Annotated in this window: 15 protein-coding genes; 11 read left to right on the top strand and 4 right to left on the bottom strand. The window is 37.4% G+C overall.

The window, feature by feature from the left end; genetic code table 11:
• Positions 1–456 precede the first annotated feature (456 nt).
• Positions 457–1,248, top strand: a complete 792-nt coding sequence (locus tag PZE06_RS24345) for a GNAT family N-acetyltransferase (RefSeq protein ID WP_151026254.1) — start codon at positions 457–459, stop codon at positions 1,246–1,248.
• A gap of 128 nt (positions 1,249–1,376) precedes the next feature.
• On the opposite strand, the gene PZE06_RS24350 is transcribed toward PZE06_RS24345, so the two are convergent.
• On the bottom strand, positions 1,377–1,631 hold the full coding sequence (locus PZE06_RS24350) for an aldehyde dehydrogenase family protein (protein WP_225310818.1): 255 nt from the start codon (positions 1,629–1,631) through the stop codon (positions 1,377–1,379).
• A 601-nt stretch (positions 1,632–2,232) separates the two neighbouring features.
• On the opposite strand from PZE06_RS24350, the gene PZE06_RS24355 reads away from it, so the two are divergent.
• Together PZE06_RS24355 and PZE06_RS24360 are read left to right on the top strand one after the other, a co-directional pair.
• Positions 2,233–2,889, top strand: coding sequence for a 5-bromo-4-chloroindolyl phosphate hydrolysis family protein (locus tag PZE06_RS24355; protein WP_151026253.1), 657 nt, complete (start codon positions 2,233–2,235; stop codon positions 2,887–2,889).
• Positions 2,886–4,061 (top strand): toxic anion resistance protein, encoded by a 1,176-nt coding sequence (locus PZE06_RS24360; protein ID WP_151026252.1) that lies wholly within the window; start codon positions 2,886–2,888, stop codon positions 4,059–4,061. The genes PZE06_RS24355 and PZE06_RS24360 overlap by 4 nt, the downstream gene beginning before the upstream one ends.
• Before the next feature lie 296 nt (positions 4,062–4,357).
• On the opposite strand, the gene trhA is transcribed toward PZE06_RS24360, so the two are convergent.
• Complete coding sequence (gene trhA / locus PZE06_RS24365) at positions 4,358–5,005, bottom strand: PAQR family membrane homeostasis protein TrhA (RefSeq protein WP_151026251.1); 648 nt, start codon at positions 5,003–5,005, stop codon at positions 4,358–4,360.
• Between the two features lie 247 nt (positions 5,006–5,252).
• Between trhA and PZE06_RS24370 the strand changes: the two genes are divergently transcribed.
• The 3 genes from PZE06_RS24370 (at position 5,253) to PZE06_RS24380 (ending at position 8,374) form a co-directional block, all read left to right on the top strand.
• On the top strand, positions 5,253–6,545 hold the full coding sequence (locus PZE06_RS24370; protein WP_151026250.1) for an ammonium transporter: 1,293 nt from the start codon (positions 5,253–5,255) through the stop codon (positions 6,543–6,545).
• A 118-nt stretch (positions 6,546–6,663) separates the two neighbouring features.
• Positions 6,664–7,626 carry a DUF294 nucleotidyltransferase-like domain-containing protein gene (locus tag PZE06_RS24375; protein ID WP_151026249.1) on the top strand — a complete coding sequence of 321 codons (963 nt, stop codon included), beginning with the start codon at positions 6,664–6,666 and terminating at the stop codon, positions 7,624–7,626.
• A gap of 28 nt (positions 7,627–7,654) precedes the next feature.
• Positions 7,655–8,374, top strand: a complete 720-nt coding sequence (locus tag PZE06_RS24380; protein WP_191963594.1) for an exonuclease domain-containing protein — start codon at positions 7,655–7,657, stop codon at positions 8,372–8,374.
• A 50-nt stretch (positions 8,375–8,424) separates the two neighbouring features.
• Here PZE06_RS24380 and PZE06_RS24385 read toward each other — a convergent pair whose 3' ends face one another.
• A complete protein-coding gene (locus tag PZE06_RS24385; RefSeq protein ID WP_151026248.1) occupies positions 8,425–8,700 on the bottom strand; it encodes a YqhV family protein in 276 nt (91 codons plus the stop codon).
• A gap of 290 nt (positions 8,701–8,990) precedes the next feature.
• Between PZE06_RS24385 and PZE06_RS24390 the strand changes: the two genes are divergently transcribed.
• From PZE06_RS24390 to PZE06_RS24410, 5 genes are all read left to right on the top strand, one after another.
• The gene (locus PZE06_RS24390) at positions 8,991–9,716 is read left to right on the top strand and encodes a protein-glutamine gamma-glutamyltransferase (RefSeq protein WP_151026247.1); all 726 of its coding nucleotides are present in this window, start codon (positions 8,991–8,993) and stop codon (positions 9,714–9,716) included.
• A gap of 188 nt (positions 9,717–9,904) precedes the next feature.
• Complete coding sequence (locus tag PZE06_RS24395; RefSeq protein ID WP_483314084.1) at positions 9,905–10,114, top strand: hypothetical protein; 210 nt, start codon at positions 9,905–9,907, stop codon at positions 10,112–10,114.
• Between the two features lie 147 nt (positions 10,115–10,261).
• A complete protein-coding gene (locus PZE06_RS24400) occupies positions 10,262–10,807 on the top strand; it encodes a GbsR/MarR family transcriptional regulator (RefSeq protein ID WP_151026246.1) in 546 nt (181 codons plus the stop codon).
• A gap of 389 nt (positions 10,808–11,196) precedes the next feature.
• Positions 11,197–11,301 (top strand): YjcZ family sporulation protein, encoded by a 105-nt coding sequence (locus PZE06_RS24405; protein ID WP_019153049.1) that lies wholly within the window; start codon positions 11,197–11,199, stop codon positions 11,299–11,301.
• Positions 11,302–11,332: 31 nt separating this feature from the next.
• A complete protein-coding gene (locus PZE06_RS24410; RefSeq protein WP_151026245.1) occupies positions 11,333–11,464 on the top strand; it encodes a YjcZ family sporulation protein in 132 nt (43 codons plus the stop codon).
• Between the two features lie 66 nt (positions 11,465–11,530).
• On the opposite strand, the gene PZE06_RS24415 is transcribed toward PZE06_RS24410, so the two are convergent.
• On the bottom strand, positions 11,531–11,614 hold an 84-nt coding region (locus PZE06_RS24415; protein WP_275791704.1), incomplete at its 5' end, for an IS3 family transposase.

Below are 11,614 nucleotides of genomic sequence, written 5' to 3' on the forward strand. Positions count from 1 at the left end.
CGTTTGTATCCAAGATTTCCATTCAAATATTCGGTAACAATCTTTATTTTAAATTCCTCACTATATTTGGCCATAATAATACCCCCAGAAGTTAGATTTATTACTCTAACTTCTGGGGGTCGGTACCATAGAAGGTCGATTTGACCGGAAGCAACAGAAAAATCTAGAAAAGAGTCCGAATAGAAGGTCGATTCGACCGGAAGCAACAGGAAAATCTAGAAAAGAGTCCGAATAGAAGGTCGATTTGACCGGAAGCAACAGGAAAATCTAGAAAAGAGTCCGAATAGAAGGCCGATTCGCTCAGAGCGAACAAAAAACACCTGAGAAGAGTCCAAATGGAAGTTCATAATCAGAAGGACTACACAGTAACAATATCCAAAGAAAAAATTTTTGAAGAAATTCCTCTTTTGCAGAAGGATTTACGGTAAAATAAAAAAATTAAAGGAGGAAGTGAAAATGATTAGAAGGTTAACAAGAGATGATCATGAACCATGTTTTGCCCTTTTAAAAACAGCGCCAGCAGAGAATCTTTTTATCATTGGGGATATTGAGTCGTATGGTTATGATCAAGATTTTCAAAAGGTATGGGGAGAATTTAATCATACTGGCGAATTAATTGCAGTCCTATTAAAATATGAAAATAATTATATTCCATATGCAGTTGAGGATTTTGATGCAAAAGGATTTGCTAACATAATGGAGCAAGACCCTGAATTTTATATGATGTCTGGATTGAAGGAAATAACTGCAAAAATCGAACCTTTTCTTCAAAAATCACTAGTTCGAAAAAGAGAGACCTTCTATGCGAAATGTATAAATCTTCATACAACAAAAGCAGGGGCTTCGAACGTGAAAGAGGCAAATGTAAGTGATGCAGAGCGATTGGTAGAATTACTTAATCATATTCCCGAATTTAGTGATTCGATCATTACGGTTGAAAGAAAACGTAGAGGGTTAGAGGATGGCTCTTCCCGTTCTTTTTATATTGAAGAAGATGGAAAAATGGTTTCAACCGCCTCAACAGCTGCTGAAAATTCCATGTCTGCGATGGTTGTTGGAGTTGCCACATTGGAAGCTTATAAGAAAAAAGGCTATGCCACAGCATGCATGCTTAAACTTTGTGAAGAGTTGCTGCAGGAGGGAAAAGAACTCTGCCTTTTTTATGATAATCCCGCCGCTGGAGCGATTTATAAACGAATTGGCTTCGAGGATATTGGCTTTTGGATGATGTACACATTCGCGAAATAAATAATCAGGCTGTCGACAAGTGTTTACTACCCCTTGTTAGTGCACTGTTTTTCGAACAGCCTGAAAAATTTTTAGCCTTAATTAAAAAGGATATTGACGCTCCTTTGTCTGAGCAAAGACCTGAGTGGTTACCGTAAATTCCTCGACGCCCACGGATTTTCGAATCGGCTGAATCCACTTGTTTTATTGCCACCAAAAGGAATATGAGATACGTCATTAACCGTTTGATCATTAATATGTGTCATGCCAGCGTCGATTTCAAGAGCATGCCTTTCTCCTTTTGGTAAATCGTTAGTGAAGGTGACAGAGCTTAATCCATATTCTGTGTTGTTCAAGCTTACGAGCGCTTCCTTATCACTAGCTGCATTAAGAATGAGTGCAATTGGAGCAGAAAGTTCAGTCTAGGCAAGCTTGCATGAGTTATCAACATCGGTAATTACATGAGGAGTCATATTATTCCCTACCCGTTACCCTTCCAAAGCGATTGTTGTGCCTTCACGTTTTGTCTCTTTCCACATCGATTGCCTCCTTTAATCCGAGCTACATCTCTGGACGAGATCACGAAAGCTAGGTAAATGCCTGATTTAAAACTCTTTAACGTTGTTTCGTTTTCAACGGATAAATCGTATATAAACTATAGTGGGGTTGATGAAATGATAAAATGATTTTGCCTCATTTCGTGTGAAGCACTGGTTTCACGCATTTCGGTTAAGCTATAAGGTTAGGAAGAAGGACGGAACCAAATACAATCTATTTTTTATAAGAGAACTATCCTCGCCTTTTCCCTCATATTCTTTAATAACCTCACAAATACGTCTTAAGACTTAGACTCATTTACTTACTCAGTCTATAGAAAATCTGCAATCTTTTGGTATGATAACAGTAAGAAGATATGAGAGTAGAAATTGGGTAGGGTGTATTCGAAACCTTTTTTCACTCCAATCGTAATACAATAGAGGATTTTATGTTAGGAGTCGATATTAAATGAATCCATTTATCTCGTTTATGCTACGGACGTTTATCGCAATCCCAACTGCTGGATTCGTTTGGCTAATTAGTTTTTTCGGATTTGAGCAAACCTTGTTAGCCTCAACAGGATTTTCATTTGTGGGTGGCTGTCTTGCTTACTTTGTTGTAAAAGGGATTATGCAGCATCGCTTTATAAAAAACCAAGGATTGACAAGGCGTGAATATAAATATATTGAAAAAAATTTAGACGAAGCAAAAAAGAAAATTAATCGGCTTACGAAGGCTTTATTTTCAGTCAGACAAGTAGGGATGTTAAAGCAAAATATGGAAATTGCACGTGTTGCTAGAAAGATTTATCGAATTACAAAAAAAGAGCCAAAACGATTTTATTTTGCCGAGCGATTTTATTTTTACAATTTAGATTCCTTTGTAGAATTAGCTGAGAAATATTCTTTTTTATCTTCACAGCCGACAAAAAATGTGGAGCTTAACCAAGCATTGAAGGAAACTCGAAGAACGATGGAAGAAATGAGATATTCATTAGAGAAGGATCTGCAGCAAATTTTAGCCAATGACCTTGATATGTTACATTTGGAGCTTGATGTGGCGAAGCATAACATGAATACATTGAAAGAAACGCGATATCTTGATGAAAGTAGGAAACTAAAATGACGCAAAAAAACGATTCGCTTTTTGGAAATACAAGTGATGTTTTTGACGATTTATTGGCTAATCCTTTCGCTGCAGAACCAAAAGAGAATAAAGAAAACCCTACTAATGAAGAGAAAAAAACAGTCAAGCTGATTGATGTAATACCTGAAGAAAACCGAGCGAAGGCCTATCAATTAGCAGAGCAAATTGATCCAAAAAACCATGAAGCAATGATTTTTTATGGTTCTCAAGCGCAAGGAAAGCTTTTATCCTTTTCCCATACGATGTTAGAACATGTTCAAAAACAGGATGTTGGAGAAATAGGCGATATTATTCATAATTTAATGCAAAAATTAAGCAGTGTGAATCCTGATGATTTAAAGCCTGAGAAGCCATCGTTTTTGTCTAAGATGTTCGGGAGAATTTCAAGCTCGATCCAGGAAGTGTTATCAAAATATCAAAAAACAGGTGCGCAAATTGATCGAATTGGCATACAGCTTGAACGGAGCAAAAACACGCTGTTAAGTGATATTCATTATTTGGAAAAGCTGTATGAGAACAATAAAGATTATTTCAATGCCTTGAATGTCTATATTGCAGCTGGGGAGCTAAAGTTAGAAGAGATCCGTGAAAAGACGATTCCTGAATTACAAAAGGCAGCAGAAGCCTCTCAAGATCAAATGAAGTTTCAAGAAGTAAATGATATGGTTCAGTTCGCTGATCGATTAGATAAACGTTTATATGATTTAAAACTAAGTCGAGAAATTACGATTCAAAGTGCGCCGCAAATTCGACTCATTCAAAATACAAATCAAGCGTTGGTTGAGAAAATTCAATCGTCGATTCTCACCGCTATTCCGCTATGGAAAAACCAAGTTGCAATTGCATTAACTTTAATTAGACAACGAAGTGCAGTGGAAGCTCAGAAGCAGGTAGCGAAAACAACTAATGATCTATTGCTGCGAAATGCGGAAATGCTAAAGGCAAATACGATTGAAACAGCGAGAGAAAATGAACGTGGCTTTGTTGATATAGAAACGTTAAAGAAGACGCAGGAAAATTTAATTTCCACTCTTGAAGAGACAATGAGGATTCAGGAGGAAGGCAGAAATAAACGCCGTCAAGCTGAATATGAATTGGCGACAATGGAAAACAATTTGAAGCAAAAGCTTTTGATGATGAAAGATAAATAATGAAAAAAGGACGCTTCACTCGAGTAGAGTGAAGCGTTTTTGTATTAAAAAATGAGCAACTACACTAATGAGTAGGTCTGGTTGCAAGAGGTCAATCTCTAACAAAAATGGGGATTAGGATTTTTACAACGTATGATGAGTCAATCGAAAGAAAGCTGTAGGTGACTTCATCAAAAGAGCAGGACCACAATATCGTTCGATAAAGAAGGTGAATGAGAATGACTACGACTATGATTCATTAACGCAGGGACATTTTGAACATGAGTTGTTTCGAATCTTTCCTTTGCATTTATTCTTTATAGGACATAAAGATAGACTGAGAGAAAATGGGCGGTGCTTCCAAGCATGATAAAAATATGGAAAATTTCGTGGAATCCTAAATGCTTTGATTCAAGAAATTTTGGTTTTGTTCCGTATATAATTCCGCCGATTGTATATAAAATTCCGCCGAGTACAAGTAGAAACAAACCGGTGGTGCTTAACACTTTAGCGAGGGGAGGAGCAACAAAAATAACCATCCATCCCATCACAATATAGATGGCAGTAGAAAGCCACCGAGGACAATTGAACCAAATCATTTTAAACACTACACCACATAAAGCTGCAAATGTGATGAGAGAAAATAGTACCCATCCGGTTATTCCGTTTAAACTGATCAGGCAAAAAGGGGCGTACGTACCAGCGATTAAAATAAAGATCATCGAATGATCAATCTTTCTTAAAAAAGCAATCACTTTCTTTTTAGCTATGACCATATGATATGTAGCTGATGCTGAATAAAGTAGGATCATGCTAACACCAAAAATGATAACAGCCGCTATCGAGAGAGCTGTTTGTGTTGAAATAGATGCTTTGATCACCATGGCAAGTAATGCAACGAAAGACAGCAGGGCACCGCTTAAATGTGTTAATCCATTTATTGGTTCACGAATATACTTCATCATAAATACCTCCTTGACTCTTCATGTAGTTATTAATACTACTTAAAATAATACATGCATTACGATGAATCGTCAATAAAAAACATAAGTAAAATTTTATGTTAGGTTTTATAACATAAAATTCAAAAAAATCAAAAAAAGTATATTGACATATGAGATTTATCGAGTAAAATAAGTATTAATTGATGAATGTTATATTTCCTTACATAATATGATAGGAATTATAACAACAATAAAAGGGGGAATTAATTTGGATCCGGTTGTACTTATGGATAACCTGTGGGTAGCGGTTGGAGCAATTTTAGTATTTTTTATGATTGGTGGATTTATATTACTCGAAGCAGGTTCTACGAGAATGAAAAATGCAGGCCATATTGCTGGTAAAACAATTTTTACAGCGGGGATCGGCAGTTTAGTATTTTGGGCAGTAGGTTATGGATTTATTTACGGTGATGGAAATGCCTTTATTGGATTATCCAACTTCTTTTATGGTGATGCATCAACAGTTGAGGAAGGGTTAACTCCAGCAGTAGATTTCTCTTTCCAGGTTATGTTTGCAATTGTGTCACTGACGATTGCGTTCGGTGGATTTGCTGAGCGGGCTAAATTATCTGTTTACGTCATTTTTGCTGTTTTGTTCTCAGCTCTTGTATACCCAGTTGTTGCGCACTGGATTTGGGGCGGTGGCTGGTTAGCTGATCATGGCAAGCAGGATTTCGCAGGTTCAACAGTCGTTCATTTAACTGGGGCGATGGCTGCTTTAGCAGCAACAATGATCCTAAAACCGCGAATTGGCAAATACAATAAGGATGGTTCTTCTAATAATATCGCTGGACATAACCAAGTATTTACAGCATTAGGCGTACTTATTCTTTGGGTAGGTTGGTTCGGATTTAATGGAGCTAGTACATTTGGAGTGGAAGATGGCTTTTTAGGCTTTGTTATCCTTAACACGCAATTAGCAGCAGCGGCTGGTGCTGTTGCAGCAATGTTCACTGCTTGGGTTTTGACGGGCAAAGCGGATGTCCCAACAACATTAAATGGCGCTCTGGCTGGCCTTGTTGCTATCACTGCCTCATGTGGATTTGTGGAGCCTTGGGCTGCGGTGTTAATCGGTTTAGTTGGTGGAATTATGGTTGTCTTCAGTATGAAGTTTTTTGATAAGGCAAAAATTGATGACCCGATTGCGGCGCTATCAGTTCATGGAACAGTTGGTGTTTGGGGAACGTTATCAAATGGATTATTTGCAGTTCCCGCCTTATCAACTGATATTGGTTGGGGGCAAGCAGGACTATTCTATGGCGGCGGCTTCACGCAATTAGGTGTTCAGGCATTAGGTGTTGTTGCTTCTGGTGTATATGCTTTTGTTGTTGCTTACATTCTCCTGAAAATTATGGACAAAGTGATGGGTGGGCTCCGTGTTACAGAAGAGGAAGAAATTATGGGGCTTGATATTAGTGAGCATGGCAGCTACGGATATCCTGAACAATTCGAAGCATCTAAAACAGTTAAAGGTGATTCTACTCAAGCGAATTTAAGTTAATTTGTGCTAAGCTAAGCTTAACGTTTATGTGGATGAATCAACGATTGAAGGCCTCTTTTATAGAGGCTTTTCGCTTTTATTATCTTATTTAAAGGCAGTGAGGGTGTGGTGATGACTGATGCAACTAAGATCATATGAAACGATTAAAAATGAAAAGGATAAGAAGGTTAAGGCGAGTTTTTCTGATCCGTTTCGGTTGAATGAGTGCCATGATGAAGCAATGGAGAGCGTATTCAATTTGGCTGTTCAACGGCTTAATAAAGGTGAACCTCCATGCGAGTTTTCCTGGTTTGTGACTGGGAGCGGGGGGCGATTTGAGCAAGGACCAATAAGTGATCAGGATCATGGGATCGTCTATGCTATTTCTAATCGCGCCAATGATGAATATTTTTCTGAGCTAGGAAAGGAAATTTCAGTTGGTTTAAATATAGTTGGCTATCCGTACTGTCAGGGCAATGTAATGAGTTCAAATCCGCTTTGGTGCAAGTCTTTGGATGGGTGGAAACAACAGCTTCAAGAATGGATGAAGGAAGCGTCTTGGGAATCGGTGCGAAACTTGCAAATATTTTATGATGCTCGAACCATAAAAGGAGATGAGTACCTTATTCGGGATTTAAAGGATGTTTTTTACGAATATCAAAAACAACATCCTTCGTTGTTGAAGCGATTTATGGAAAACGTCAAGCATATAAAAAATGGTGTCGGTCCTCTTGGCCAACTAATTGTTGAAGAGCATGGAATGAAAGAGGGGTCGATAAACTTAAAATACACCGCCTTTCTTCCATATGTCAATGCAGTTCGACTGTTGGCTATAAAAGAGGGGTTGTATGAAACCTCAACAATTGAGCGGATGAACCGATTAGCGAGAATGAATGGTTACAGTGCATATTTAAGGGAAAGTAGAAAATATTTTATAACGCTTTTAAAATATCGAAACTCCTTATACGAGGCTGAGACTTATGATGATATTCATTATTTAAGTGTAAAAGAATTAAGCAGGGAAGAAAAAAAAGAAATAAAAAGAATATTAAAAGATGGAAAAAGACTTCATCATTATGTCTCAAATTTAATTATGCGTTAATTTTCGATTAGGAAAGGAGTGAGAAGAAGTGCCGTTAGAATCGTTTCGTCAATTAATGAGAGGAATTCAAGGTAGGTTATCGATTTCCGACGGGAATCTTCAAAGCTCTCAACAAATTGCATTTATTAGGCAAATGCAAAAAGAACTAAAGCAAGAAAGTGTTTTGTACACTAAACTCGATGAGTTGAATGTGGTTGTTTTTGATATTGAGACGACAGGTTTTTATCCTGAACTGGGGGATGAAATTATTTCTATTGGGGCAGTAAGAGTTCGAAATGGAAAAATGAATGACGAAGAGGTTTTTTATTCACTCGTTCGTTATGAACAGGAATTGCCGTTAGATATAGAGAGCTTAACGGGAATTACATCGTCGGAGCTTAAGGAAGCAAAACCTTTATCGGAAGTGATGATTGCATTTTTTGAATTTGTGCAAAATGAGACGTTGGTGGCTCATCATGCAAAGCATGAGAAAAGTTTTTTACAAAATGCAAGCTGGAAATTGTTTCGAACCCCTTTTAAGCATCGAATTATCGATACCTCTTTTCTTTATCGTATCGCGGAGCGAGAACATAGTTTGTCAAGATTAGAGGATTTATGTGAGTACAATGGGATTGAAGTAATGGCTCGGCACCATGCGCTTGGTGATGCAAAACTGACTGCACGATTATGGTGCATATATATTGAAAAACTAAAAGCACTTGGCTGTAAAAATTTGCATGATGTATATGAAAGGCTTGCAAGATTATGAGACTCCTACGGAAATAGAGTCTTATTTTTTTTTGAAAAGGGGAAAGGCGTTTATGAGCTCTTTACCCCATAAAGAATTAGGCCAACTCCACAAAAAATCCAAAGCATTTTCGTAAAAGAAACTTTTTCGGCGATCCCTATGAGTCCAATTGTTGTGGTCAGAATTAAAATAATTGGACCAATTAAGGCAAGGGAGCTGTTAATTACCAGGGCTTTATCAACTTGATTTACTTTTAATATCAACAGTGCTGCGAATATCTCGATGCTTCCTGATAATATTCTTAAAAGAGCCATTCCGATAATTGCCTTCTCTAAAAACTGAAACATGCTGACATCCCCTCCTTTACTACTGTATGCAGGGAAAGGAAAGAGAAGGACAAGTCGAAGGAATTTTTTTATTAGTGACTTGATGCTGGTGTTGTTAATTTTACAAAACCTGTTGATTTCTCAAGTCAAAAATGGGATTTATCCTCAGAGCCTAAAACTCTTTACTGTAGGTCGCATACTCTATAGTAGAATTCCTAATTTGGGTCATGATGGTGATTATAATGGGAGTGAAGGGTCTTTTATCATGTGCTCAAATTTTCTAATGAGAGAAGATTGGAGTGTAACTATAGATGATTATCATGATGGGGGCACAATTACAAAGCCCACCCCCGAAGAATTTAAGTGATCTCGAAAAAAAAATATATGATGCTTTACTGAAAAGTGAAATTCCGCATCAATATTCGTCATGGAAGCATCTGCACTTTGAATTGCTACTTCGTAAAAATATCATTGAAGCAGCTACTAAACTTGCATACAGTCCGGTTGAATTTAAAGTGTTCCAGGACTCAAAGTTTAATCCTCGTTATTGGACAAAAACGCAAGGAGGATATTTGCTTAATCCATTTGTCCTGCCATCTCAAGCGATTGAGGATATTTTTCAAAACGGCCATGAGTATGCCTTCGAATGCTCAACAGCTATTGTTATCATCTATTATTACGCCGTTTTGAAATCCATTAATCTTGAAGCATTTAATCGAATTTTCCCTAATTTATTAGTATGGGATTGGAGCTATGATGAAGATTTACGTATTATTACGAAAGTAGGTACAGACTTTATTCCAGGAGATGTATTGTATTTTCATAATCCAGATTATTTATATCCGGTATGGATCGGTGAAAATGCCGTTTATTTCGGGGATGATCAATACTTTGGACATGGGATAGGAATAAAATCGAAGGAAGAAATGATAAGAGCTTTAAATACATTAAGAAAACCGAATGCCCAGAAGTCGGCTTATTTACTATCACAATATAGTCGTCTTGATTTTCTTTATTTATCGCAATTTTCCTATTAAATGAATTCGGTTTGTAGTCATGCCTGAAGCTAAAAGGGAAATATGTAGTGCACTGGGCGCCTTCTTTTGCAAAATACTCGATCAGAAAAGATTTTCTTGAAAATGGGTTTATTACCTAGCTGTTTTATGATGTATTTGAATAGTCTATAAATGGAAACACATTTTACTAAATAGGGGAGGAATATGACGTGTATCAAGTGCCCAATATGATCCGCACTTCCAATCATGACCTTCGAATAAGAAGACCGTTTGGCTTTAGGCCATTTGGCTTCAGACCATTCGGCTTTGGCTTTGGATTTCCGTTAGGTTTTCTTGGTGGGTTAGCAGCTGGTGCTTTGATTAGTCCGCCATTCTATCCGTATTATCCACCATACCCTTACTATGGTGGCTTCTATTAAAGTTAGCGGAAATCTACTGAAATAGCTTCTAATGCTATTTCAGGCTCTACATAGAAATGAACCACGTATTGAATATAAGCAAACACTTTAACTTTTAATTTAAACATGATAGTCTATCAGTAACGCAATATATGGATGTGAAGAAAATTGAGTGGTAATGAACAACTTGAAAGAGCACGGGAAAGAGTAATCGATGCGATCGCTCAAAATATTAATTTGTACGGAGTAACTGAATCTGTTGGCAGACTTTATGGTTCCCTTTATTTTCAGGAAGAACCGATGACATTGGATGCGATGAAAGATGAGCTTGGAATGAGCAAAACTAGCATGAGTACTTCTGTAAGAGGTTTAATGGAATTAAAGATGGTGGAAAAGGTTTGGAAACGAGGAGAGCGAAAGGATTTATATCGTGCCGAAATGGATTGGTATCAGACCTTTAGTGATCTTTTTACAATAAAGTGGCGTGCAGGGGTGACAGCCAACATAAATGCGATTGAAAAGTCGAAGAAAGAATTATTTGAGCTTTTCAATAACGACTCCCTCGATGATGAGGTTCGATTGGAGGTAGAAAAGATGTTAGCTAAATTAGACTACGCTTTAGAATATTATGATTGGCTACAACGTTTAGTTAACAGCTTTGAGTCAAAAGAGATTTTTAATTATATTCCTAGGAAAACAGAGGACACAGACTGACTTTCAGTCTGTGTTTTTTTTGGAAAGGTTTTGGGAATGTCGGTTATTTGGCAAAGACTCATTTCATGTGAAACGAATCCCCCACGAAATGAGCTCAAACCTCATTGTTTCAATTAAATTGTATAACAATGCTAATGGCTTGCTCTTTTAATGGGGGCTCCCCTTTGGCTTACTGTTTGTACATCGCTAGGCAGTAAGCAATTTACGCTTTAATTATGCTGCGGTTGCCACTCTGCATTTTGTTTTTTCTTTAGGTAGTTGTCCGCTATTATTTCGTGTGAAGGGCCTTATTTTTGTGGTGTATTTACCTAAAAAATGTGCGTTTGTCTATTCCCATATTTTATCGAAGTGAATAGGATATATTGACTCACAATAAGGAGGTCTAAAATATGTCAGCTGAATACGGGTATGGCGGCGGTTTTGCCCTATTAGTAGTACTGTTTATTTTATTGATTATCATCGGTGCTTCTTGGGGTTACGGCGGATTTTATTAATGAATAAACGAACAATAAAGGAGGAGATTGAATGCCATACGGATATGGTTACGGTGGCTACGGTTACGGCGGCTTTGGTGCCGGCTATGGTGGCGGCTTCGCTTTAATTGTAGTTTTATTCATCCTATTGATTATTGTTGGAGCAGCGTGCTTTAAGTGGTAAGCGGAAAAAAGAAGGTGGAGGAAATTTAAACTGGCACCTATGTCAAGGACACAATAAAAAAAGAGATTAAGCAACTAGAAGATGATTCCTATATTGAATAGGGGTCATCTTTTTTAAGTCCCACTGATATCGATAGTTGTTATAGTAAAC

The sequence above is a fragment of the Robertmurraya sp. DFI.2.37 genome, assembly GCF_029211245.1.
In the GTDB taxonomy this organism is placed as follows: domain Bacteria; phylum Bacillota; class Bacilli; order Bacillales; family Cytobacillaceae; genus Robertmurraya; species Robertmurraya methanolica_A.

Coding starts and splice junctions, on each gene's coding strand:
- PZE06_RS24345 (WP_151026254.1), top strand. CDS start 457: ATGATTAGAAGGTTAACAAGAGATGATCATGAACCATGTTTTGCCCTT.
- PZE06_RS24355 (WP_151026253.1), top strand. CDS start 2,233: ATGAATCCATTTATCTCGTTTATGCTACGGACGTTTATCGCAATCCCA.
- PZE06_RS24360 (WP_151026252.1), top strand. CDS start 2,886: ATGACGCAAAAAAACGATTCGCTTTTTGGAAATACAAGTGATGTTTTT.
- trhA (WP_151026251.1), bottom strand. CDS start 5,005: ATGATGAAGTATATTCGTGAACCAATAAATGGATTAACACATTTAAGC.
- PZE06_RS24375 (WP_151026249.1), top strand. CDS start 6,664: ATGCAACTAAGATCATATGAAACGATTAAAAATGAAAAGGATAAGAAG.
- PZE06_RS24385 (WP_151026248.1), bottom strand. CDS start 8,700: ATGTTTCAGTTTTTAGAGAAGGCAATTATCGGAATGGCTCTTTTAAGA.
- PZE06_RS24390 (WP_151026247.1), top strand. CDS start 8,991: ATGATTATCATGATGGGGGCACAATTACAAAGCCCACCCCCGAAGAAT.
- PZE06_RS24405 (WP_019153049.1), top strand. CDS start 11,197: ATGTCAGCTGAATACGGGTATGGCGGCGGTTTTGCCCTATTAGTAGTA.
- PZE06_RS24410 (WP_151026245.1), top strand. CDS start 11,333: ATGCCATACGGATATGGTTACGGTGGCTACGGTTACGGCGGCTTTGGT.